Origin of the sequence: Trichocoleus sp. FACHB-90, from assembly GCF_014695505.1 — a bacterium.
In the GTDB taxonomy this organism is placed as follows: Bacteria; Cyanobacteriota; Cyanobacteriia; order Cyanobacteriales; family FACHB-T130; genus Funiculus; species Funiculus sociatus.
Genome location: NZ_JACJOK010000058.1, coordinates 65,477 through 89,191, shown reverse-complemented (window position 1 = coordinate 89,191; position 23,715 = coordinate 65,477). Strand labels below are relative to the sequence as shown.

General features: G+C 46.0%; 25 protein-coding genes. 12 read left to right on the top strand and 13 right to left on the bottom strand.

The annotated features are described in order from the left end of the window. The first annotated feature begins 105 nt into the window (after positions 1–105). Complete coding sequence (locus H6F74_RS17200; RefSeq protein ID WP_190443221.1) at positions 106–711, top strand: peroxiredoxin; 606 nt, start codon at positions 106–108, stop codon at positions 709–711. A 99-nt stretch (positions 712–810) separates the two neighbouring features. On the opposite strand, the gene H6F74_RS17195 is transcribed toward H6F74_RS17200, so the two are convergent. The 3 genes from H6F74_RS17195 to H6F74_RS17185 all read right to left on the bottom strand — a co-directional run bounded on the left by H6F74_RS17195 (position 811) and on the right by H6F74_RS17185 (position 4,390). Beyond that, positions 811–2,250: a tetratricopeptide repeat protein gene (locus H6F74_RS17195; RefSeq protein ID WP_190443219.1), complete on the bottom strand. Its 1,440-nt coding sequence runs from the start codon at positions 2,248–2,250 to the stop codon at positions 811–813. A 71-nt stretch (positions 2,251–2,321) separates the two neighbouring features. Then, positions 2,322–2,897 carry a Uma2 family endonuclease gene (locus tag H6F74_RS17190; RefSeq protein WP_190443217.1) on the bottom strand — a complete coding sequence of 192 codons (576 nt, stop codon included), beginning with the start codon at positions 2,895–2,897 and terminating at the stop codon, positions 2,322–2,324. Continuing rightward, positions 2,894–4,390: a helix-turn-helix transcriptional regulator gene (locus H6F74_RS17185; RefSeq protein WP_190443215.1), complete on the bottom strand. Its 1,497-nt coding sequence runs from the start codon at positions 4,388–4,390 to the stop codon at positions 2,894–2,896. The genes H6F74_RS17190 and H6F74_RS17185 overlap by 4 nt, the downstream gene beginning before the upstream one ends. A 156-nt stretch (positions 4,391–4,546) precedes the next feature. On the opposite strand from H6F74_RS17185, the gene H6F74_RS17180 reads away from it, so the two are divergent. Beyond that, on the top strand, positions 4,547–4,732 hold the full coding sequence (locus H6F74_RS17180; protein ID WP_190443214.1) for a hypothetical protein: 186 nt from the start codon (positions 4,547–4,549) through the stop codon (positions 4,730–4,732). A gap of 150 nt (positions 4,733–4,882) precedes the next feature. Then, positions 4,883–5,422 carry a redoxin domain-containing protein gene (locus tag H6F74_RS17175; RefSeq protein ID WP_190443212.1) on the top strand — a complete coding sequence of 180 codons (540 nt, stop codon included), beginning with the start codon at positions 4,883–4,885 and terminating at the stop codon, positions 5,420–5,422. Positions 5,423–5,571: 149 nt separating this feature from the next. Here H6F74_RS17175 and H6F74_RS17170 read toward each other — a convergent pair whose 3' ends face one another. The 3 genes from H6F74_RS17170 to H6F74_RS17160 all read right to left on the bottom strand — a co-directional run bounded on the left by H6F74_RS17170 (position 5,572) and on the right by H6F74_RS17160 (position 8,702). After that, the gene (locus H6F74_RS17170; protein ID WP_190443210.1) at positions 5,572–6,585 is read right to left on the bottom strand and encodes a J domain-containing protein; all 1,014 of its coding nucleotides are present in this window, start codon (positions 6,583–6,585) and stop codon (positions 5,572–5,574) included. Between the two features lie 85 nt (positions 6,586–6,670). After that, positions 6,671–7,231, bottom strand: coding sequence for an AAA family ATPase (locus tag H6F74_RS17165; RefSeq protein WP_199301323.1), 561 nt, complete (start codon positions 7,229–7,231; stop codon positions 6,671–6,673). Positions 7,232–7,412: 181 nt separating this feature from the next. Beyond that, positions 7,413–8,702, bottom strand: a complete 1,290-nt coding sequence (locus H6F74_RS17160; protein ID WP_190443208.1) for a glucose-1-phosphate adenylyltransferase — start codon at positions 8,700–8,702, stop codon at positions 7,413–7,415. A 22-nt stretch (positions 8,703–8,724) separates the two neighbouring features. Between H6F74_RS17160 and H6F74_RS17155 the strand changes: the two genes are divergently transcribed. Continuing rightward, positions 8,725–8,934, top strand: a complete 210-nt coding sequence (locus H6F74_RS17155; RefSeq protein ID WP_190443206.1) for a hypothetical protein — start codon at positions 8,725–8,727, stop codon at positions 8,932–8,934. A 22-nt stretch (positions 8,935–8,956) separates the two neighbouring features. On the opposite strand, the gene ppk1 is transcribed toward H6F74_RS17155, so the two are convergent. The 4 genes from ppk1 to H6F74_RS17135 all read right to left on the bottom strand — a co-directional run bounded on the left by ppk1 (position 8,957) and on the right by H6F74_RS17135 (position 12,990). Further along, positions 8,957–11,104, bottom strand: coding sequence for a polyphosphate kinase 1 (gene ppk1 / locus H6F74_RS17150; protein ID WP_190443204.1), 2,148 nt, complete (start codon positions 11,102–11,104; stop codon positions 8,957–8,959). A 208-nt stretch (positions 11,105–11,312) separates the two neighbouring features. Next, positions 11,313–11,522: a hypothetical protein gene (locus H6F74_RS17145; RefSeq protein WP_190443202.1), complete on the bottom strand. Its 210-nt coding sequence runs from the start codon at positions 11,520–11,522 to the stop codon at positions 11,313–11,315. A gap of 139 nt (positions 11,523–11,661) precedes the next feature. Beyond that, complete coding sequence (locus H6F74_RS17140; protein WP_190443200.1) at positions 11,662–12,267, bottom strand: superoxide dismutase; 606 nt, start codon at positions 12,265–12,267, stop codon at positions 11,662–11,664. 228 nt (positions 12,268–12,495) lie between these two features. Then, positions 12,496–12,990 carry a TIGR00725 family protein gene (locus H6F74_RS17135; RefSeq protein ID WP_190443198.1) on the bottom strand — a complete coding sequence of 165 codons (495 nt, stop codon included), beginning with the start codon at positions 12,988–12,990 and terminating at the stop codon, positions 12,496–12,498. A gap of 176 nt (positions 12,991–13,166) precedes the next feature. Between H6F74_RS17135 and H6F74_RS17130 the strand changes: the two genes are divergently transcribed. Next, entirely contained in the window at positions 13,167–14,993 is a 1,827-nt protein-coding gene (locus H6F74_RS17130) for a HEAT repeat domain-containing protein (protein WP_190443196.1), read from the top strand. Between the two features lie 75 nt (positions 14,994–15,068). On the opposite strand, the gene H6F74_RS17125 is transcribed toward H6F74_RS17130, so the two are convergent. Beyond that, a complete protein-coding gene (locus H6F74_RS17125) occupies positions 15,069–15,950 on the bottom strand; it encodes a 4-hydroxybenzoate solanesyltransferase (RefSeq protein WP_277875810.1) in 882 nt (293 codons plus the stop codon). A 205-nt stretch (positions 15,951–16,155) separates the two neighbouring features. Here H6F74_RS17125 and H6F74_RS17120 point away from each other — a divergent pair, with 205 nt between their 5' ends. The 3 genes from H6F74_RS17120 (at position 16,156) to H6F74_RS17110 (ending at position 18,879) form a co-directional block, all read left to right on the top strand. Next, the gene (locus H6F74_RS17120) at positions 16,156–17,811 is read left to right on the top strand and encodes a Ppx/GppA phosphatase family protein (RefSeq protein WP_190443195.1); all 1,656 of its coding nucleotides are present in this window, start codon (positions 16,156–16,158) and stop codon (positions 17,809–17,811) included. A gap of 136 nt (positions 17,812–17,947) precedes the next feature. Next, the gene (locus H6F74_RS17115; protein WP_190443193.1) at positions 17,948–18,337 is read left to right on the top strand and encodes an STAS-like domain-containing protein; all 390 of its coding nucleotides are present in this window, start codon (positions 17,948–17,950) and stop codon (positions 18,335–18,337) included. Beyond that, positions 18,334–18,879 carry a PIN domain-containing protein gene (locus H6F74_RS17110; protein WP_190443191.1) on the top strand — a complete coding sequence of 182 codons (546 nt, stop codon included), beginning with the start codon at positions 18,334–18,336 and terminating at the stop codon, positions 18,877–18,879. Before H6F74_RS17115 ends, H6F74_RS17110 begins: the two co-directional genes overlap by 4 nt. A gap of 75 nt (positions 18,880–18,954) precedes the next feature. Here H6F74_RS17110 and H6F74_RS17105 read toward each other — a convergent pair whose 3' ends face one another. Next, positions 18,955–19,248 carry a hypothetical protein gene (locus tag H6F74_RS17105; RefSeq protein WP_190443189.1) on the bottom strand — a complete coding sequence of 98 codons (294 nt, stop codon included), beginning with the start codon at positions 19,246–19,248 and terminating at the stop codon, positions 18,955–18,957. A gap of 266 nt (positions 19,249–19,514) precedes the next feature. On the opposite strand from H6F74_RS17105, the gene H6F74_RS17100 reads away from it, so the two are divergent. The 4 genes from H6F74_RS17100 to plsY all read left to right on the top strand — a co-directional run bounded on the left by H6F74_RS17100 (position 19,515) and on the right by plsY (position 22,860). Continuing rightward, the gene (locus H6F74_RS17100) at positions 19,515–20,312 is read left to right on the top strand and encodes an MlaE family lipid ABC transporter permease subunit (protein WP_190420514.1); all 798 of its coding nucleotides are present in this window, start codon (positions 19,515–19,517) and stop codon (positions 20,310–20,312) included. Between the two features lie 56 nt (positions 20,313–20,368). Continuing rightward, positions 20,369–20,764 (top strand): DUF3119 family protein, encoded by a 396-nt coding sequence (locus H6F74_RS17095; protein WP_190443187.1) that lies wholly within the window; start codon positions 20,369–20,371, stop codon positions 20,762–20,764. A gap of 174 nt (positions 20,765–20,938) precedes the next feature. After that, complete coding sequence (locus H6F74_RS17090) at positions 20,939–22,180, top strand: DUF3086 domain-containing protein (RefSeq protein ID WP_190443185.1); 1,242 nt, start codon at positions 20,939–20,941, stop codon at positions 22,178–22,180. A gap of 32 nt (positions 22,181–22,212) precedes the next feature. Further along, a complete protein-coding gene (gene plsY, locus H6F74_RS17085; RefSeq protein ID WP_190420509.1) occupies positions 22,213–22,860 on the top strand; it encodes a glycerol-3-phosphate 1-O-acyltransferase PlsY in 648 nt (215 codons plus the stop codon). 34 nt (positions 22,861–22,894) lie between these two features. Here plsY and proC read toward each other — a convergent pair whose 3' ends face one another. After that, the gene (gene proC, locus H6F74_RS17080) at positions 22,895–23,704 is read right to left on the bottom strand and encodes a pyrroline-5-carboxylate reductase (protein ID WP_190443409.1); all 810 of its coding nucleotides are present in this window, start codon (positions 23,702–23,704) and stop codon (positions 22,895–22,897) included. Positions 23,705–23,715: the final 11 nt, after the last annotated feature.

Sequence of the window (23,715 nt, the reverse complement as noted above, 5' to 3'; positions counted from 1 at the left end):
GTAACAGATCGTAAATAAACAATCGTTGCGTCCAGGGTAGACCCAAACTAGATTACCCCTGAACCAGCTCATTTAGTAGCAAAATAATTCAAGGAGAATCGATTCATGACTCACCACGCAGAAGGGTGCCTTCGGGTTGGACAAGCTGCCCCTGACTTTACTGCAACCGCTGTGGCAGATCAAGAATTTAAGACGATTAAACTGTCTGACTATCGTGGCAAATATGTAGTCTTATTCTTCTATCCCTTAGACTTTACATTTGTTTGCCCCACGGAGATCATCGCTTTTAGCGATCGCTATGAAGAATTTCAGAACCTCAACACTGAAGTCCTCGGCATATCGGTTGACAGTGAATTCTCCCACCTAGCCTGGATACAAAGCGATCGCAAACAAGGCGGTGTGGGCGACCTGAACTATCCTCTAGTTTCTGACATCAAGAAAACCATCAGCGCTGCTTACAACGTCCTCGATCCTGAAGCTGGAGTAGCACTGCGCGGTTTATTCATCATTGACAAAGAAGGAATTATCCAACACACGACTATCAATAACCTCGCAGTTGGTCGCAACGTCGATGAAACCCTGCGTACCCTCAAGGCGTTCCAGTACGTGCAGTCACACCCCGATGAAGTGTGTCCCGCTGGTTGGCAAGAAGGCGACAAGACGATGGTTCCCGACCCCGTTAAGTCCAAGACTTACTTTGCCGCTGTTTAATTTCCAGATAGCGAGTCAATTTCAAGACTAATTGAGTCTTGAATTAATTAAGTAAAACCCCAGCACAGCTTAGATAAAGTGTGCTGGGGTTTTACTTAATTACTGTAACTGCTGTAACGTTGCTTTCACGATGTCTAGGTGTTGTTGATTGTACGCGATCGCTTTGTCATACTCTCCTAATGCACAGTAAGCATTGACTAGACTGAATAAAAGTTGAGCTTCCCCTCGGTGGTCTTGCATTTTCCGTGTGATGGTCAAACTTTTCTGATAGCAATCGATTGCTTTGTTATAGTTTCTTAGAGAATAGTAAACACTTCCCAAATTTCCTAGAGCCTTCGACTCTCCTGAAGCATCTTGGATTTTAGTAAAAATTTTTAGTGCTGCCTGCAAATATTTCAAAGCTTCTGAATAGTGTTTAAGTTGCATTAGGGTAGAACCTAGATTGCCCAGTAAATTTCCTTCCTGCTGGTAATTTTGGAGTTCCCTAGAAATCCCTAAACTTTGTTGGTAGCAATCAATTGCTTTGGCATACTTGCCCTGATAACCATAGATGAGTCCTAAATTTAACCAAGACCACACCTCGCCACGACAGTCTTGGAGTTCCCGCGCAATGGTTAAACTCTGCTGCATATACTCAAGCGCTTTGTCATAGTCTCCCAGGTTAGCATAGGTAAAACCTATATTTCCGATAATACCCCCCTCGATCATGCGATATTGAAATTTTTGCACAATTACTAAGCACTGCTCATAGTAATAAATACCTCTGCTATAGTCTCCTAAAGAACAGTAGATAGGTGCTAAATTTGCAATAGCCGTATGCTGTCCATGCGGATCTTTTATTGCTCGTGCAATGCTAAAACTTTGCTCTTGGTAATTAGTTGCTTTGTCATAATATTTTAAGCGAAAGTAAATCATTCCCAGGCTACCCAGAGCATTCATTTCTCCCAGGTAATCGTGAATCTTTTGTGCGATCGCTAAACTCTGCTGACAGCAATCAATCGCGCTGCAATTATCTCCCATGTCACTGTAGGTAAGTCCTAAATCGTTTAAAACTCGCCCTTCTCTCCAAGGAGCTGGAATTTCTTTTGCAACTGCTAAACTCTGCTGATAAAAATCAATAGACTTAACAAAGTTGCCTAGAATATCGTGTATGCTGCCAAGATCGCTCAAAATAGTAGAGGTTAATGTGGGGCTTAACTTGCCTAAAATCCTGTTGGATAAGTCAGCCTGTTCGTGATAGTAGCCCCAAATGTATAGTTGATTGCGTAATTCATCATTGTTAGGAGTATTAAGTTGAGTAAAAATGATTTTGCCAGCTTCTTCCCAAGCTTCTACTTCGCAGAGATGATGAAACGCTTCCAGGTAGCCGCGCACTTTCTCTAAATTAGTAGCATCCGGCGGTGGCTCGTCCTCAACTGTAAGGTAGTATTCTACTGCTGTGTAATTGGCAAGTTGGTCAATAGGAACTTCCTCTAAATTGATATTCAGCTTGGCATACAGCAATTGTCCCGGTGTAGTTGAGACGGCTGAATCAGTCATAATCTACATGAGACGGCTGAGATTTTGAGTTTTTGATGATCGGGTATAGATTGCTGTGTATTATCATCTACCTAAAGCTTTGCTCTCAAAACTTGCTCAGCAGTTAGATTCAACTCCGGAAAGGTTGCAGATATAATTCGTTGACTACCCCTAAATTCTTGTTTCTGGTAAACCTGGTTTTGCAACTGGTGGACTGTGACGCGCTTATCTCGCTTAGATTCTGGATTGACAATCCAGTATTCAGGAATGCCTAATTTTTGATACTCTTCTAATTTTTCTTTGTAGTCATCTGCTTTTGAACTAGGACTAACTATTTCCACAACTAACAAGCTAGGAACTCGCAACACTGCTGACTGATTCATTAGAGTTTCTGCCAATTCTAGCGGTACAACTAACACATCAGGCAGTCGTGCGCTATCTTCCTCAGTTTGTTGTCCAACTTCCCTAAATGCCTCCCATGTATAGCCAAGCCGTTCTATTTCACTATCAAACTGGCGTTCTAGAAACTTGGCAATTCTAATATGTAGCAATGTCGGCGGATTCATTAGTTTTAGTTGCCCACCCACCAATTCATAGTGATTATCTGTACCGTCATCATAGTTCAAGTATTGTTCAAAATTAAGCTTGGGTTGAGTGGTAGTTGTCATGCTGACTTCACCTCATTTTTTAGGCTTTGCAATAACTTTTTATTGTGTTCCAGGGCCACACTGCGAACTAAATTGTGTTGTCCCAAAACGCGCTTATTGTTGTGGTTAACTGATTCCTCAGCCAGAAAGCGGTTACATAATTCCTCTAATGCTCTCTCTTGGCGTTCTTGGCTACACTGCTGATTTTCTAAACGCTTCACCAAGTTGAGCAACTGCATTAACCATCCTTCTGCTTGCACTGGAGCGCGATACACCGAAGCCGCACAAATCAAAATATAAGCATCCTTAACTTGCTTCTGTAGTCGTTCAAATGCAGCTTCTAAGCGTCTTTCGTTCACTTGGTCTCGCACTTCTCTAGTAAGTTTGTGTAGCTCCCATTCATCTTTTTCTCCCAGAATCTTTCCTTGCTCTACTTCCGCTAAAGCTTTTTCTACTTCTTCTATTTTCTCGCGTGTCTTTTCTCGTTCATCATTCCAGTACGCTTGTACATTTCCATAAAAAGGCTCATTTACAACTTCTCCGATAATCACTCTCAACACTAGAGGATGACCTTTGTACGCTTTTCCCATTCGCATCAGCAGAGGTTTATCCGGTGAGTCTTGGCTCACATCTAAACCTGTAGTTTCAAACAATGCTAACTGCTCCGATTCCTCTAGTCCATATAAGATTTGGCGATGCCAAAAATTGGGGTAACGGGAAGCTATATTTTTTAACTTAACAGGTAAATCTTGTGAAGTGATGATTAATCTGCTTTGGCAAGATTCTGCTGACAATATGCTGTTAAAGAATTTTTCCCAGCAGTTATCGACAAAATCACCCCAGCGATTTTCTTTATCTCGTGTCAGTAATGTCTCCAAAGAATCAACTAGCACTAGCACCCGATTATCTCGTAGGTGTTTCACTAACCTGTCCAACAATCGCTCTGGCTTTTTATCCTCTGGTGGAACTTTCTCTCCCCACTCCTCTAGCCATCTAGCAGCGACACTAGCAAAAGCAAAGTCTGTGGACTTCACCTCATTGTCAAAATTTGCTCTCTTGAACCTATTCTTCCAGTCTCCTTGGAACCAGTCTTGCAGTTCAACTGCTAATTTTTCAGCTATAGCAGTTTTACCTATTCCCGTGAGTCCCAGGATGAGCAGGAGGCGACATGAACCACGCACCTTCTCGCTCAATGTGCTAACTAGCTCCTTTCGACCTACCCAGGCATTATCATAGGCAAAAAAACCTTCTGGGGGAGCAAACTGCTCAAAGACGACTGTATCGCCACCTTGACCAAGTGGCTGAGTAATTTCTCGTTTATCTAACCCCAAGGCGTCACAAATTTCTTCAAACTTGGAGATATAAATGGGCTTGCTGTTGATAAAGTTACTGACTGTGGATAGAGCTATTTCTAGATGCGCTGCTAAGTCTCCCTGGGTTAGAAAACCATTACGCTCAAGAGCCGATATGACTTTTTGCTTGCGGTCTGGGTGAATTTTGACAGTTCGTGGCATGGTTCATCCCAAAAAATTTACCTAGATTGTAGCAACCTACACACTGAGTCCAAGTCAGTTATGAACTCAGCTATCAATTCAGGTATCACTCAGATTCGACCTCAGTAAGCATTTTCAGAATATTGGGTTGTAGAGTTTTTAAGGACAAATAACTCAATGTCTCAATTACAACCCATAATGTACACCAGCCAACCAAGCTCAACGACTTTACCAATCGATCCAACTCCGTTATTACAGAGCAATAGCCCAACTGCGATTATTCTTAGCATCGCGATCGTGCTTTGGGTCTTGCGCCCAGTGATGTTGCAACAAAATTCAGGTACTTCTAATAAGAAGAAGTAGCAATCCGCCAGTTTGAAGGTTAATCGCATCTCCAATTCAAGGATGCGATTTTTGTTGGGGATGAAAGCGCGATCGCTTCTTCCTCAAACCTGCTCACAAAGAAGTAAAGCAATATTAAAATTACAACAATAAGAGCAAAATGGTATTAAAATGCTGACTTCTACCGACTTTAGCGGACTGCTGAATCAACGCTTTTTCCAGAATTTCTTTCCGATTCCAGCAACAAATAGTCTGAATCTGGGAGAAACTACGCCAAACTTTGAATTACCGGACATCACCAACGGCGGGAAAGTCAAGTTATCCGATTACAGGGGACAGCCTGTTATCGTGGCACTTACCCGCATCTTCACCGAAAAGCAATATTGCCCGTTCTGCTTCCCGCACATCAAAGCGCTGAATGAAAACTACGAGCAGTTCACCAGTCGGGGGGCAGAGGTGTTGATGATTACCAGTACCGATGAGCAACAGAGCAAAATTGTTGTTAAAGACTTGGGTCTAAAGATGCCGTTGCTGAGTGACCCCAGTTGTCGCACATTCCGGGCTTACTGTACGGGTCAGGCTTTGGGTGCGCCTTTGCCTGGACAGTTCGTTATTGACAAAAATGGAATTTTGCGCTACAGGCATTTGTTTTCCTTCCTCGACCATAATGCCTCTGTGGAGACGCTGTTAGATGCAGTCAGCCGATTGTAGATTCAGGTAAACCTCTCCCCAACCCCTCTCCACCTCTCCCTAACCCTCTCCTAAGAGGAGAGGGAAAAGGAAGATTTTTTTTACGGGAGAGGGACTTCCAGTTTGCTCCCCTTCCCTTCAAGGGAAGGGGCTGGGGGTTAGGTCTACGCCTACAGCTTCACCTGCGCTAAGTTGCTGCGGGGGTTGAAGGTGCGACTGGCGCGGATTTTTTCATAGTATTCGCGTTCAGTTGGGGTAATGTCTCTCGGCGTTACCAGCTGAATTTTCACTAACTGGTCGCCGCGATCGCCTTTAGGGTTGCGCCAACCTTTGCCGCGCAGTCGCAGAGATTGACCGGAACGGACTCCAGGGGGAACGTTGACGTTGACGGTGCCATCTGGTGTCGGAACCTCTATTTGCGCCCCCAGGACGGCTTCATCTGGCGTTACAGGCACTTCGCAGACTAGATTATCGCCCTCAAATTGGAAGAAAGAGTGCGGCAGAAGTTCTACTATTAAATACAAGTCGCCCCGCTGTTGGGTGTAGGCACTGACAGAGCCTTTGCCTTTGACGCGAATGCGGCTGCCGTTTTTAGCGCCGGGAGGAATTCGCACTTCAATAGTTTCATTTCCTAAAGACAGACGCTTCTGAACGCCGTGAAATGCTTCGGATAAACCCAGTTTGATGCTGGCTTCTCTATCGGCGCTTACTCCAGAAGGCTGTTCGGCAAAACCGCCAAAGTCTGTATATCCAGTTCCAGTGGATGTGCGATAGCTTGTCCGCCGTCCGGTGCTGCGTCCACCAGTTCTCGCACTAGCACCGCCTAAACCGCCGAGAAGATCGTTGACGAATTCATCAAAATTCGCGTACTGGCTAAAGTCAAAGCCTTCAAAGTCAACGTTAGTTCCAGCGCCGCCGCCGCCGCCGCTGAATGGCGATCCTTCTCCGACTTGTCTCCAGTATTGCCCAAATTGGTCGTACTTTTGGCGTTTTTCTGGGTCAGATAACACTTCGTAGGCTTCGCTGACTTCTTTGAAGCGTGCTTCAGCCTCTTTGTTACCTGGGTTCATGTCGGGGTGGTATTTTCGTGCCAGTCGGCGGTAGGCTTTTTTAAGTTCGTCTGAACTGGCGGTTTTGTTTACTCCCAGGATGGCGTAATAGTCTTTGAAGTCGGTTGCAGCCATCAGCCTATCTCCTCTGCTTTAATATTTAGTTTAAGTTTTTTTATTTAGATCCCTCAGAGCTAGGCTATCAAAGGAGTCAATGGGTTTAAGTTCGGTTCTTTCTCATGGATGCGATCGCAATTTCCGTACTTGTCACAGAGTACCGGCTCAGACGATCCAATCCATCATTCAGGGCTGGTGGTGCGTCTTTTAGTTGTTGGTACATACTCAGTATGACTTCTTCTGGAACTTGACGCTCGCGCCTTCTATTCCTCTCTAGACACTCCTCTAGTGGCGTATCCAACCATATCCCTGTGATGTGGGTAAAACCAATGTTACGGGAAATAGCGATCGCTTCCCGACGATGTTTCCTAGCCGCATTTGTAGCATCGTAAATCGCCTGATGTCTCTCCCGAAGGGCTTGGATTAATTGCCGCTGTAGTTCATGCCATATAAAATGCCACTCACCCTGTACGGCTTCATCTCCAAATAGTTGCTCTCGAATCCCATCTGTGGAAATCAGTCGCCGCTGTTCACATTCTGCAACCAGTTGTTTTGCTAAAGACGATTTGCCACTACCGGGAAGTCCAATTAGTAAAAAAAGTGCTGAATATTTAGGAGTTAAGAGTGAAGAATGAGGAGTTATGGGAGCATCAGAATTTAACAAATTAATTGCCCTCAGACTAGAATCGATGCTCCACAAACAAAGCCTGCCGGGAGCAGGGTATATATAAGTCTGCGAAGGTGGACTTTGTTTGTGCGGTTGCGATTAGGAACATCCCCTGATATTTTTGCTCTCATTCAGATGCACCCGAAGCTATTAATTCAAAACTCATAACTCCTAATACCTAAATCACCGTTCCATCGGCAATTACGGCATTTTTCAGCACTACAACAATACCGCTGCGGATGTAGAAACCTTCGTCTTCACGGTTGGATTCTTCCACGCGGTCTTTATTGACAATTTGGACATTGCAACCAATGTGAGCGTTTTTGTCAATAATGGCGCGGCGAATTGTTGTTCCTGCACCGATACCCAGGGGAACCTTCCCATCTTGAGAGTTAGAGTGTCGTTCAGCGAAGGGTTGATAGTAGTCTGCACCCATTACCAGAGTGTCTTCGATCAGACAACCGGATTCTATACGCGATCGCACTCCCAATACCGAATGCTGGATCCGGCATTCTTTCAGGATGCAGCCTTCCCCAATAATCGATTCTGTTATCTGGCAATCTAGCAGCTTACTGGGGGGCAAATAACGAGCGCGAGTATAAATCGGGGCGTTTTCATCATAAAAGCTGAAAGGAGGCTGTGGTTGCCGGGTCAGAGTCAAATTAGCGTCATAAAACGCCTCTATGGTTCCAATATCTTCCCAGTAATCATCAAACAAGTAAGCTTGAACGTTGAAATCGTTCGCCGAAGCTGGGATGATTTCCTTACCAAAATCGGTTCTATCGAGGTTAGTTTGCAGTAGCTGCATCAACACCTCTTTTTTAAAGACATAAATCCCCATTGAGGCAATAAAGGGATTTTTCTTTGCTTGTTCTGGATCTAAACCCAGGGTAGTCGTATCGACTTCCATACTCCGCAACGCATCGCCTTTCGGCTTTTCGCTGAAGTCAACCACCCGCCCGGTATCATCAATTTTCATCAAGCCAAAATCCGATGCGCGACGCTCATCCATCGGCACAACGGAGAGGGTAATATCGGCATTGGTATCACGGTGGCGTTGCACGAACTGGCGATAGTCCATCCGGTAGAGATGATCTCCCGACAAAATCAGGTATTCATCAACGTCCCACTCGTCCAACAGCCAGAGATATTGGCGGACAGCATCGGCGGTGCCTTGGAACCAGTTGGGGTTTTCCGGAGTTTGCTGGGCGGCTAGCACCTCAACAAATCCCTCTGTGAACCCAGAAAAGCTATAGGCGCGGGTGATATGCCGATTGAGTGAAGCTGAGTTGAATTGAGTTAGGACGTAAATTTTGAAAATTTCTGAATTTATGCAATTACTGACCGGGATATCGATCAAGCGATATTTTCCTGCCAGCGGTACAGCTGGTTTAGCCCGCATCTTAGTTAACGGGTAAAGACGGGTGCCTGCGCCGCCACCGAGAATAATAGCTAATACTTTTTTCACGCTTTAAGCCTCCCGACTGCCAATGAACTTCCAAGACCAGTGTCGGACTGTGTGGGGAAGTTTGCAAGGGGGGGATTGGGGATTGGGGATTGGGGATTGGGGATTGGGGATTGGGAGAGTTATGAGTTATGAATTAGTTACTCTTGGTTTGATAACTTGTTCCTATACCCAATACCTCGTCCTTAGTCCCCAGTCACTTAACTTTTCCCTATACCCATTCCCCATTCCCTAGCCCCCAGTCCCCAGTCCCCAATCTAAATTTGCAGTGCCATTTCCATTAAGATTTTCTGGGCGCTTTGCTCTTTTTCCTTGCCGTCGGGGTGACGTTGGACGTATTTGCCATCAGGTTGTAAATCCCAGGCTTGACGGTTGTCTGCCAGCATGATGCCGAGTATTTCTTGCAGGTCGTTGGAGATGTCTGGATCTTCTATGGGAGCGATCGCTTCCACTCGTCGATCTAGGTTCCGAGACATCCAGTCAGCGCTGCCAATATACACTTCTGGTTTACCGTGATTGTGAAAGTAATAAATCCGGGAATGTTCTAAAAAGCGCCCAACAACGCTAACCACCCGGATGTTTTCACTCACCCCTTCCAGTCCGGGACGCAGACAACAAATTCCCCGCACAATCAGATCGATTTGCACTCCAGCGATGCTTGCTTGATACAGGGTGGCAATAATTTGGGGGTCTGTGAGGGAGTTCATTTTGGCGACAATGCGACCGCTTTTACCATCCCTACAGTGTTCCATCTCGCGGCGGATCAAGGCGACAAAGCGATCGCGACAGTTCACTGGCGACACCAACAGCTTCCGATAAGAACGCTGTCGTGAGTAACCAGTCAAGTAATTAAACAAATCTGTCAAATCCGCCCCCAAGTCTTCGCGGCAGCTTAACAGCCCCAAATCTGTGTAAATTCGCGCCGTTTTCGCGTTATAGTTCCCCGTACCAATATGGACGTAGCGGTGAATCCGGTCTTCCTCGCGGCGCACTACCAGCACTACTTTCGTGTGAGTCTTCAAACCCACCAAACCATAGACTACATGGACTCCAGCTTGTTCTAACTTCCGCGCCCAGTTGATATTATTCTCTTCATCAAAACGGGCTTTCAGTTCCACCAGCACGGCTACTTGTTTTCCCTTTTCCGCTGCTGTAATCAGCGCCTGAAGAATCGGCGAGTCGCCAGTAGTGCGATACAGCGTCATTTTAATCGCCAACACGTTCGGATCGTGTGCCGCCTGGGTAATGAATCGCTGCACCGTCCCTCCAAACGAGTAATAAGGATGGTGAACCATCAAATCTGCATTACGAATTACAGAAAAAAAATCTTCTTTCTCATCCGAACCCTCTTCATTGAGGCGTCGCAGGCGTGGCGGTACAACTGGAGTCCACGCAGGATCTTTGAGTTCCGGGATTGGCAATGCCATAAACGACATCAAATCTGCCTGTCCCAGCACTCCTTCCACCTCGTAGACATCTTTTTCTGATAGTCCCATTTCCCGAATCAGCATTCCTCGCACTGCTTCAGGCATGGAAGCTAAAATTTCCATCCGCACCACATCACCCCCAACCCGGCGTTTCCGCAGTTCCTGTTCAATCGCCAGTAGCAGGTCATCGGCTTCGTCTTCTTCCACGTCGATATCTGCATTGCGGGTGATGCGGAATGGGTGATATTCCTGAATATTCATCCCCGGAAACAGAGATTCTAAATTATGGGCGATTACCTGTTCTAAGGGTATGCCAGTCCAAATGTGTCGCTGATTTTCGATGATAGATGACCGACTGCCAACTCCAGCTTCTTTTGGCAAGGGTACAAACCTGGGTAAGGTGTTCGGGACTTTGACTCTGGCAAACAATTCTTCCCCAGTGTCCGGGTCTTTCACCACTACGGCGAGATTGAGGCTAAGGTTGGAAATATAGGGGAAGGGATGGCTGGGGTCAACAGCTAGCGGAGTCAGAACTGGGAAGATTTGCTCCTCAAAATACTTTTGCAGGTAAATTCGCTGTTCCTGGTTCAAATCCACGTAGTCTAGAAGATGAATGCCCTCTGCCGCCATCAAGGGCCGCAATACTTGTTCAAAGTGTTGATGCTGTAGTGCTACTGGGGAGCGGGTCTTAATGCTAATCAGTTCTAACTGTTCAGTTGGTGTCCGACCATCGGGGGGCAGTTTGCTTACTTTCGCTTCTTCCTGTTGCTTCAGCGCCGCAACGCGCACCATGAAGTATTCATCCAGGTTAGAACAGAAAATGGCTATAAATTTTAGGCGTTCTAATAGGGGTGTCCGGGGGTCGATGGCTTCATTCAACACCCGATTGTTAAACTCTAACCAGCTGAGTTCCCGGCTGAAATAATATTGTGGATCGTTGAGATTAATTTCTTGTGTAGTTTTTTTTGATTTCGGCATAATCTTAAGGGACACAAAGGGATGACTATTCCATCAATGATGGCTTTATACTATCGTGCGATATAAGAGCCAGAAACTATCTGACGGTAGGTGAAAGCCGTGTGGAGATAAAAGGAGCGATCGCTACGCCTTTGTTTCGCCTTAGACTTCACCAGCGCTGGTCGCCAAGCCTATTCCCATCGGACGATAGCCATGCGATAAGCTTTTTTCAACCAAATACCTCATCTTCCCTTCCCCGCCACCACTCACCCAGATTCATTAAATCCTGATAAATATCTGCTAATTCTTTAGCATATTCCTCTGGGGAAATCGTCGGGCGACGTTCTTGGAGTTTCTTTAGGCGCAATTGCACTAATAGCCAAGGCTTGGAGATGCTATCTGTTGCTTCGAGGTATTGCGCTAGTTCTTTACTATCCATGATTTAGCTGGTGGTTATTTTACTTTCTTTAAAGATACAGGCAACCAAATACAGATAATCATAAAAAAACAGCCACTACTTAAAAGGTGACTGTTTTCAAGATGATTAAATTTGACGTAGCTTAAACATCAGCAGTTATTTAAGCAGCAGCCGATAAATTTTGGGCAACAAAGTCCCAGTTGATCAAGTGGTCAACAAAGTTCTGCATGAAGTTTGGACGGCTATTCTGGTAATCCAGATAGTAGGCGTGTTCCCAAACATCCATCGTCAGTAAGGGAGTTTGTCCGTAGGCAATTGGGTTTTCCGCATTCGGAGATTTGGCTACTTTCAGGGTGTCGCCATCCTTGATCAGCCAAGCCCAGCCGCTACCGAATTGGGTGCCTCCGGCGGTTTTGAACTCTTCTTTGAATTTATCGAGGCTACCGAAGCTGGCGTTAATCTTTTCCGCTAGTTCGCCACTAGGATTGCCGCCTCCATTCGGTTTGATGCCATTCCAATAGAAGGTATGATTCCACACCTGAGCAGCGTTGTTGAATATAGCAGCTTTGTCTGAAGCTTTGTAGGTTGCCTTGATGATTTCTTCAAGCGACTTGTCGGCTAGTTCCGTGTCCTTAACCAGGTTGTTGAGAGTGTTCACGTAAGCAGCGTGATGCTTGCCGTAATGGAACTCAAGTGTCCGCGCCGACATACCAGACGACTCTAAAGCGTCTTGATCGTAAGGTAAAGGGGGTAATTCAAATGCCATTGTGTTCAATCCTCTGCTAACTGCTTTCTAGCTTAAAACCAATGGAGAAGGTTTTTTCTTCTTAAAGCTATAAGTCTCGCCAGATCCAGGTTGCGATCGCTAGCGATATAAAACTTAACCACTGGATTGTACCTTAAAAGTCAAGAGACAGCCAAAATCAACGCTTTTTGCCAATTCAGAAGGTGCCATCCAGTAATTTCTCCCGATTGCATCTATCCAAAGGGATAATTAATAGTGGCTCAAAACTTCTTTAACAATTTCGATTGCCGCTGCTGGAGTATTGGCAATCAAAATAGAGTCTTCAGACAAGCTTTGGAAAAAGACTTTACTTTCTGAATGATTGGTTAACAAAATTACTTTTTTATGGTTTTTCAAAGCCAGGGCAATTTCCGAAGCCGTTCCCGCACCCATGCCACAGGCAATCACAACATTAGAGGAGAGGACATTAATATTATTTCTCGCATTTCCCATATCGGTGACAATCGCAATATCTACGGCATCAGAAACAGCGCTGGTATCGTTAGTAGGAAGAATTCCAATCGTTAAACCATTGGCAGCTTTTGCGCCCTTACTCGCTGCATCCATCACACCCGCATTTCTACCGCCAGTCAACAATATCCATCCCGCTTGGGCGATGAGTTCGCCTAGTTTGTAGGCATTTTGTAAGTCGGTTTCGGTGGCGTTGGCACCTGGCCCCATAACGCCAATGATGATTTTTCTCATACAGATTAGCTTTTCGCCATTAGCTTTAATATCGTCGGTAAGAGGCAGTGCCTAACCCGCAAAGTGAAAATTTAAGTTACTATTGCAACACTAGGCTATATCAAACAAACTTCATAGCAAAGTGATGTAGCAGCTCTTAAATTCTTTCGTCCCACATCTTTGGTGGGTAGGAGGCAATGCATGATTGGCGCTATTTCTTTCACCACTCTCACAATCTAGAAGAAGGCACTTACCGCATCTTTGAGCCGCAGTGGAAAGCAGAGATTCTGCACTGGTTTGGGCGAGAGGATATGGCAAGGGATCAAAAAGAAGAGTTTATCAAGGCTCTGGTAGATTTTGACGACGGATGCGGAGATTTTTATAATACCCGTGCCTATTTCCTAGCAGCAGAGGCGATCGCTCACTTCAAGGAGTGTAGCTTGGGGGATGCGATTGTCGGACAGTTGCTCAAATGGAGCTATGTCTATTTCAACCAAAAAAAACAAGACTGGAAAAAATTTCCCGCTCGGCTGGCTGAAACAGCAAGAAAAACACTGGAAACGACGGACAGAGAACGGGTAATTGCTGCCTTTGTCCAGCTATTGCATACGACTGAGAGTCGGCTTACTCTCCGACACGCGGCTGTTCGATTGGAGAGACTCGATCCGGGAAATAAAACTGCGATCGCTGCTTTAGTGCTGCTGATGCAGGTGACACAGAATGAATCGACGCTCTTGAAGGTCATTCTTAACTTGAGCGAAATCGATCCAGGCAATCCCATCTTAATCCCGGCTCTAGTTAAACTGACTCAAACTACTCCAGCCCAAGTACAGATACTTCGAGATGCGGCTGAGGGGATAGGGGAAGTTGGTGCAGGTAATGAAATGGCGATCGCTGCCTTGATCCATCTGACGCAGATCGCAGAAGATCGGTTTATTCCTAAAGAACAGAATCGCCATTATGATGAATTCATTCATACGTATGCAGCGAGGAATTTAGGGAAAATAGGCGCAGGCAATGAAACCGCGATCGCTGCTTTGCTCCAGCTGATGCAGAAAACGCAGTCTTGTCCAGACAGCATTTCCTCAAGTCAGTTTTACACCTATTGGGAAGTGGTTGAGGCTTTGGGAAAAATTGCCATTGGTAATCAAACTGCCATTGCTACTCTATCCCAGATACTTCAAACTACTCAGGATGTAGCGATCCGTTGTAGTGCCGCCGCCAATTTATTGAAGATCGATCCAGGTAATGCAGATGCGATCGCTACTCTATCCCAGATACTTGAAACTACTGAGAATGAAACTATCTGTTGGAGAGCAGCTGACAGTCTAGTACGAACTGGCAATCGCCATCAACTCGCGCTCGATGCTCTATTTGAATTAGTTCAAACCTCTCCAAAGGATTACCCTCCTCTGCGAGCAGTTGATAGCTTGGAAAGTATTGACCCCAGTCATCAACTCGCGATTAATGCCTTGGTTCATCTAATTCAAAATCAGCCTGATTCTTGGCTTTGGAAAGCTATTGATTACTTAGGACGAATTGGTGCAGGAAATGAAGATGCGATCGCTGCCTTAATTCATTTAATCCAGACCACTCAGAATGAATCTAAGATCTGGGCTGCGGCTGAAAGCTTAGGGCGAATTGACCCAGGTAATAAAATAGCGATCGCTACCTTAGTTAAACTCGTTCAAACTTCTGAGCAAGCTGATTGGCGTAGGCTAGCAGCTTGTAGTTTAGGGGAAATTCATGCAAGCGATGAAACGGCAGTTGCGACCCTCATCCAGTTCATTCAAACGGTTCAGGATGAGAATGAAGATGAAGAATCCCTCCGGCGTCTAGCTGACAGCTTCAAGAGAATTTCCCAAACCAGCCAATTAATGCAAGTCGTTACAGCCTTAAAGGATTATCTAAGCGAACAAGTTTTCAAAAACTGTTTTTATCGCTTTGAAGCTTGCGATCGCATCATTTGGCATTGTAGCCAAAATCTGACTTATCCAGATTTCTACAAAGCTTGGCACAATTAACCCAAACTTGCCCGATCGCACTCATCCAATTTATAACTCAGGGCGACCCTTGTGGTCGCCCCTACAAACTCAAAACTACAGAGATCCGGCAATCATCCCGGCGAGTACAATGAAGCCAATCCAAACATTTTGGCGGAAAGTTTCCCCGTAAACAGGTGTGGGGACATCTTTTTGGCTAATTCGGGCATATTGCCAAATCCAGGCTAAAGTAGCAACAGCCAAGGCTAACCAGAAACTCAGATGTAGTTGCATCTCGATCCCTAGCCATTCTAGTAAGATTGCGGTGCCAACAAAGAAAACGCCCACAGCTTCGGCGGCGTATTTACCAAAGAACAAAGCGCTGGAGTTAATGCCAATTTTGCGATCGTCTTCCTTGTCGCTCATGGCGTAAACTGTGTCAAATCCCAGTGTCCAAAGTACCGTCGCCCCCCATAAAATCCAGGTGGGTTCTTCTAGCTTGGCAGTTACAGCAGTCCAACTGATCAGAACGCCAAAACCCCAGGCGATAGAAAGTACCAGCTGTGGCACCGGGAAGACGCGCTTGGCTAAGGGGTAACATACGATAACCGGAACTGCGGCGACGCACAGCCAGAAAGTTAGCGGGTTGAGGTAAAAGGCGAGAACAGCAGCGCAACTCATCGCTATCAAGGCGACGACGATACCAGTTGTTACTGACAAAGCACGAGAAGCGAGGGGACGCGATCGCGTTCTTTCCACTTGCGGATCGATATCCCGATCCCACAAATCGTTAATAACGCATCCAGCAGCGCTTGTCGCAAGAGTACCCAATACCACCACGCCAACCAACGGTAACGGTGGTGTTCCCCCTGCTGCCAAAAATACAGCCCAAAGGGCGGGAATCATCAAAATTAATCGTCCTTCCGGCTTATCCCACCTCAAAAGCCGGATGATAGTTAGCCATATTGGTTCAGATTGGGGTTCTTGTTGGGTCAGCATGATCTATGAAATTTTTAATCCTTAAGTTTCAATCCCTAATAGGGATTTTAAAGCTGACTTTGCCAAACCCCGTATAAATTCTACAAAGAATCATCAATTTGCTAATAATTCCTATAGATATATGCGATTAATCGTGTCTTTATCCCCTATAGAATATGCTTATTCATCAAGTCTCGGCTGGGTTTAGAACCCTAGATACGTTGCGATGGTTAATTCATTTATCGCCACCAAAGATAATTCTGTGAATATTCCCTTTCCTACGATGAATCAAGATCGGATTCTTGCTGCTATTGACTTAGGTACAAATTCCCTACACATGGTGGTAGTGCGAATTCAACCTAGTCTGCCTGCTTTTAGTATTATTGCCAGAGAAAAAGATACGGTGCGACTGGGCGATCGCGATCAAAAGACAGGCGATCTGACACCGGAAGCGATGGATCGCGCGATCGCTGCTTTACGCCGCTTCCAGGGAGTTGCTAAAAGTTTGAACGCCGAACATACTATCGCCGTTGCAACTAGCGCTGTGCGCGAAGCCCCCAACGGTCGAGACTTTCTCAAACACGTAGAATCAGAGTTAGGCTTATTTGTCAACCTAATCTCTGGTCAAGAGGAAGCCCGACGAATTTACCTGGGCGTACTTTCAGGGATGGAATTCAACAACCAGCCCCACATTATTATTGACATTGGCGGCGGTTCCACTGAGTTAATTTTAGGGGATAGTCACGACGCGCGAAGTCTCAGCAGCACCAAAGTTGGTGCGGTGCGCCTTACAAGAGAACTTGTCACCACCGATCCGATCAGCAATGCCGAATTTTATTACCTGCAAGCCTACGTGCGGGGACAGCTAGAACGACCCGTGGAAGAGTTGCAGGCTTACTTGCAGCCGGGGGAATTACTGCGTTTAGTGGGAACAGCTGGCACCATAGAGACTTTAGCAACAATGCAGGCGCGAGAACAGATGGGAATGGTGCCAACGCCCCTAACTGGCTACCAGTTGAGTCTCAAATACCTGCGGGATTTAGTTAATCGTCTGCGGAAGATGAATAACGCCGAACGCGCCGCAATTCCGGGAATGAGCGATCGCCGCTCAGAAATCATTGTTGCAGGTGCAATAATTTTACAAGAAGCGATGACCCTGCTGCGCCAAGAAACGCTTACGGTTTGCGAACGAAGTCTTAGGGAAGGTGTCATCGTAGACTGGATGCTTACCCACGGTTTAATTGAAGACAAACTGCGCTACCAAAGTTCAGTGCGTCAACGCAGCGTCATCAAAATTGCCCAAAAATATCAAGTCAACTTAGAATACTCTCAGCGAGTAGCAGAATTTGCCCTCAGTTTGTTTGACCAAACCAAGGAACATCTCCACAGTTGGGGTCTAGAAGAAAGGGAACTGCTTTGGGCTGCCGCAATTTTACACAACTGCGGACACCATGTCAGTCATTCTTCTCACCACAAACACTCGTATTACTTAATTCGCAACGGCGACCTTTTAGGCTATACAGAAGCTGAAATTGAAGTCATCGCCAATATCGCCCGCTATCACCGCAAAAATCCTCCCAAGAAAAAGCACGAAAACTATCAAAATCTCCCCAGCAAAAAGCATCGCCAGATGGTGACTCAACTCAGTGCATTGCTGAGACTAGCAGTTGCTCTTGACCGCAGACAAATTGGTGCTATTGAGCGGTTGCAGTGCGAATATCGCCCAGAACAAGAACTACACTTGCACCTTTTTCCAGCTCATTTAGAAGATGACTGTGCTTTGGAACTCTGGAGTTTAGATTACAAAAAAGACGTGTTTGAAGGGGAGTTTAATGTTAAATTAGTAGCTACTTTAGAGCCTGCTGCTGTTGCGGCCGTCTAGGATTGTTGCGAAAAATTTAATGTAACAACTCTGAGACCAGTTTTATAAAATAAAACTGGTCTCAGAGTTGTTACGATGATAAAAAAGAGGTAAATTCCTCATTAATAATGTCAAGTAAAGTTACATCCTCCAAATTATGAACTTCTTAATATCCACCGCTCTGAATACGGAAAACGCCATCAGAATTAGCGTCTATGATGTTGTCGGCGACGAACTATTTATGACAATGGATGATGGGCAGAAAGTGTACGACTTGATTACAGCTGCTTTTAGGGAAAATAAGAATGCAATCGTTTCATTTAAGGGTGTGGAAGAAACGACTCCAGGTGCTTTGGATGCTGCAATTACTCAGTTATACGAACATTTTTCTGAGGAACAGATAGAATCATCTCTTAGCATAGTTGATATTCACCCAGATGATGCAGAAGACATTGGGTATGGAATCCAATGGAAAAAGGAGTATTTGGAAGATCCGCAGCGATACATCAATGCTGTGCGGGAAACCTTCGGTGATGATTATCTATGAGTAAGCAAATTTACCGCATTGAATCGTACACATTTAGCACAACTGATGCTTTGCTGTTTGATGCTAATGTCTGGCTGTACATTTACGGCCGACAAGGTGAGCTATCTCCTCAAATAAAAAACAAATATTTGTTAGCATTGAGGCGAATTCGGAGTGCAAAGATTCCTATTTTTATAGACGTGCTTGTGCTTTCAGAATTCATTAACGCCTCTGCTCGATTCTTTTACAACAGATTGCCAGCACCAACAAAGTCAGCAGAATTTAAGGCTTTTCGCAACAGTGCTGATTTTAAACCAATTGCTGAAAGAATTGCCAAATTATCTAGGCGTATCTTGGAAAAGTCACAGCGAATAGAGAGCAATTTTGAATCAGTAGATTTAGTTACAATACTGCGCGACTATCAGGCGGGGGAAGTAGATTTCAATGACCGAATTTTGGCTGAAATGTGTAGGGCAAGAAATCTAAAACTGGTAACGCACGATGCAGATTTTCAAGAGGAAAATGTAGCTATCCTCACCGCTAATCCCAAATTGTTAAGCTGACATGGTTAGCCTGCGCGATCGCTTGTCAACAGCCACCAGTATTCAGCAAGGCTTGTGCCTTAACTACTTAAATTATTAATTTCCGCGTAAATTTTGGTAACGATAGAAGGCGTAGGTGTCGAACATCGCACCAACAATGCTAAAAGTGAAGCCGATGGTCAAAATGCCCTCTAGAGGACAGCCATTGCCGAAGACGGCGAGAAATTGCAAAATCTGTGCCTGGGTGAACTGGGCAATCGCTTCGACTAAAGGAATGTAACTCAGCAGAGACAAAGTTGCCAACACCCCGCCAAAAAGGACTATGGGAGCGGCAAAGCTGAGAAGACTCGCCAGAATCAGGGAACGGAAGAAGTTAGGCAAAATGCTCATGAGGACGTTACTGCGAAGGAACTGACCGAGAAGCCTTAAGGGAACAGTGCTTGTTTACCTCTATATACAATAGGTGCGATCGCTAAATCTGCACCGATATGTCAGAAATCTTAAATAAACCTTAAAAATCTTGGTTAAAGTCCGTAAATGTATCTCATAATTTCTGGGGATTGAGGGCTTTTTGCCTTTTTACTTTTGCATAAGCGCTTTTTTAGGTGGTGCATCAGTTATGCTTTACGCAGTGGTTGAACCGAGCATTAGCATCATTGAGCGAGACTACGCAAACGAACAGCTTAGGGGTGTGGGGTCAGCGGTTGCTGGCGGCGATTTTCCTGGGTGGACAGGTGATAGTTCACCTACTGACTCGGAAAATCCATCGACGCAACACCCTCGACCAAATGGCAGCAGTTGGCCCTGAATCTCTGCTAATTGCGCTAATAACTGCCGCTTTTGTCGGCATGGTGTTTACAATTCAGGTGGCAAGAGAGTTTATTAATCTGGGTGCTGGAAGGGCTGTGGGAGGCGTATTGGCGCTTTCTTTGACCCGCGAACTGGCACCCGTACTGACTGCGGTGGTTTTGGCTGGGCGAGTTGGATCAGCCTTCGCTGCGGAAATTGGCACTATGCGCGTCACCGAACAAATCGACGCGCTATATATGCTAAAAACCGACCCGATAGATTACCTAGTGATTCCCCGCGCGATCGCATGCTGCTTAATGCTGCCAGTTTTAACAGTTCTTTCCATCATCACCGGGATGGCTGGGGGAATGCTGGTTGCCACAAATTTATACCATCTTTCCGAAACCGTATTTCTAGATTCTGCCCGGAATTTCCTTCAAGTCTGGGATTTGTGTAGTGCGGCGATTAAAGCATTTTGTTTCGGGGGGCTAATTGCCACAATCGGTTGCAGTTGGGGCTTAACCACCACCGGAGGAGCAAAAGGCGTTGGTCAATCTACCACAACAGCTGTTGTCACAGCTTTACTTGCCATCTTTATTTCTAACTTTTTCTTGACTTGGGTGATGTTTCAGGGAACTGGCAGTGCCGTACTGCGGGGGGCCTGAGGTTAAGAACCTTTAAAATAAAAAATAGAGTGACGATTTTTTACAAAACGGGGTTTATGCCTGTGACTACTGCTGCGTCTTCTTTACCGTCACAAACTATTGAACTGTCACCTAGTTACACACTACCTTTGGGATTGTTAGTAGTTGCGGTTCCATTATTGCTCTTTTCACCTTGGGTGGCAAGCGCGATCGCTATCTTTGGGTTGTTCCTGGTTTTTCAGGCGGCAACAATCCGCTTGCAATTCACCCCAACAGCATTAGATGTTTATCGCTCTGATAAAATGATTCGGCGCTTTCCTTACCAGGAATGGCAAAATTGGAAGATTTTTTGGACACCAGTGCCAATTCTGTTTTACTTCAAAGAAGTTAACAGCATCCACTTTTTGCCGATGTTGTTCGATCCCAAGATGCTAAGAACTTGCCTGGAAGAACGCTGTCCCATTAGTCATTAGTTATTAGAAATTAGTTATTAGTTATTGGTGCTGGTAACTAGAAACTAATGACTACTTACTAAAGACTAATGAATTTAGTCATTAGTCTTTGGCGCTGCCAGTTAGGGACTAATGACTAAAAACTAACCAGTAGAAAATAAAAACTAAGGATTACCGACTACGGACTACGGACTAATGAATTCAGACGAAATCCATACCCAAGAAGAGCAAGAGCCAACTGTTGAGACATTCGATAATTTAGACTCGGAAACAGAAACGGTTGTTGAAGCATCCGATGACAATTTAGAATTACAAACGGCAACTATTGTTGAAGCATCGGATGAGAATTTAGAGGAACAAACAGAGGAACAAACGGTAATTGTTGTTCAAGTATCCGGCGAGAATTTAGAGCCGGAAATGGCAACCGTTGCACCGACAACCTCCGATGTCGAGAACTCTATAGCAGAGTTAGAGCAACGAGTAGCCGATCTACAACGCCAAGAACAGTTTTTGATACAGGAAATTGCCGCTCAAAAAGCTGCTCACAATAAAATGCTGCAAGAGCAGGTGGTACAAACTCAAACGGTAATGAATCGCTTAATGCAAGAGTCTTTAGGCGAACTAGAGCAACGCAAACAAACCCTACAAATTGCCGTGGAACAACTGGAACGACGGCGCGATCGCATCCGGGAGGAAATGCGAAGAACTTTTGCTGGCACTTCCCAAGAACTAGCGATTAGAGTGCAAGGCTTTAAAGATTATCTCGTCGGTAGCTTACAGGATTTAGTGCTGGCGGCTGAAGAATTGCAATTACAGAAAGAATCGGAAACGCCAAAGCCAGTTGTTGAAGAGTCAAAAGCGGCAGCTGCACCGCCGACAAATCCTAAATTTACGGAACAGGGTTTTCAATCGACATCGAAACAAATTCGCAGTATTTTAGACCAGTATCGGACGCGGCCAGACTATTATGGCCCTCCGTGGCAATTGCGCCGGACTTTTGAACCAGTTCATGCGGAACGAGTTGCTAACTGGTTTTTCACTCAGGGGGGACGAGGCGCACTGCGGACGATGGGAAGCCGCTTGCAAAATATTCTGGTCGCCTCAGCGGTGACTTCTGTGCTAAATACGCTGTATGGCGATCGCGTCCGCGCTTTAATTCTTGCTAATTCTCCCGAACGCTTGGGAGAATGGCGGCGGGGTTTGCAGGACTGTCTGGGCATTTCCCGTGCTGATTTTGGCCCAGAGAGAGGGATTGTTCTATTTGAGGCGGCAGAAGCCCTAGTACAAAAGGCAGATCGACTGGTTAAGGAACGGCAGATGCCTTTGATTATCATTGATGAGACAGAAGACTTGATCAATCTGTCGCTGCTGCAATTTCCTCTGTGGTTAGCTTTTGCGGCCGATCCTCAACAGATGTCCCCTGATATGAGATATTAACAATCGAGCTACAGGTAAGAGGCACGCTTGCGATGATGCTACAGTACGCTGTCAGTGGAGGATTGTTAATAGCAGCCTATCTACTAGGCTCGCTTCCTACGGGTTATTTGGCGGGACGCTGGCTTAAAGGGATTGATATTCGAGAACAGGGATCGGGTTCGACTGGTGCTACCAATGTGCTGAGGACTTTGGGGAAAGGCCCAGCAGCGATGGTGTTACTGATTGATATGTTGAAGGGGATAGGCGCGATCGCTCTGGTTTACGCTTTGTATACCTTTGCTCCCACGCCTCTTTTACCTGCCACCTGGCAACCTTGGCTAGTCGCTGGTACCGCCTTAGGCGCACTCTTGGGTCACAGTAAATCTATCTGGCTTTCCTTCAGGGGTGGAAAATCAGTTGCCACTAGCATTGGCGTTTTATTAGCCATGTCGGTGCCAGTAGCATTAGGAACTGTGGCGGTATTTGGCGTATTTCTCGCCTTCTCCCGAATAGTTTCCCTCAGTTCCATTGCCGGAGCGATCGCAGTTACTCTGCTGATGATTCTCCTGAAACAGCCCTTACCCTACCTGCTATTTGCGATCGCTGGCGGGATCTACGTCATCTGGCTACACAGGGGCAACATTGAACGCCTACTCGCCGGAACCGAACCTCAATTAGGGCAAAAGTTACAACAAGAGTAGGAATTGCTAATTGCTAATTGCTAATTGCTAATTGCTATTTTCCCAATTCCTGCGATCGCCGGGAAGCTGCCACAACTGCTTCAATCAAAGCTGAACGGAAACCCGAACGCTCTAACTGTGCGATCCCAGCGATAGTAGTACCGCCGGGACTGGTAACGCGGTCTTTCAACTCGGCGGGATGTAGCCCGGATTCGTGCAAAAGTTGGGCTGTACCCAGTACAGTTTGGAGAGCTAACGAAGACGCGATCGCTCTTGGCAACCCAGCAGCGACACCTCCATCCGTAAGAGCTTCCACCATAATTGCCACATAGCCGGGGCCTGAACCAGAAAGCCCAGTCACCGCATCCATTAAAGATTCTGGCACCTCTACCACTTCCCCTACCGCCTGGAAGATAGTTTTTGCCTCTTCCAGGTGTTGATTAGTGGCATGTTTGCCGCGTGCTAAAGCAGTCATTCCCGCCCCCACCGTCGCCGGAGTATTCGGCATGGCGCGTATCGCCCCAGAAAGCGAGAAAGCCGCTTCTAACTGGCTCAAAGAAACACCCGCCATAATCGAAATCACCAACGGCGGTGATTCGGCACGCTCGTCATCCGCCAAGTCTGCCACCACCGCCTCAAACACCTGCGGTTTAACCGCCAACAACAGCACATTACTTGCTGCTGCTACCGCCCGATTGTCTGCCGTCACCTGTACGCCGTACTGCTGCGCCAAAAAATCGCGCCGATGTAGTTGCGGGTCACTCACCAAAATCTCCTCAGCCGGATAAATCTGCTGAGCTATCAGGCGAGATAACAGAGCTTCTCCCATTACCCCGCCGCCAATTATGCCAAACTTGATGGACAACCTTGCCCCCA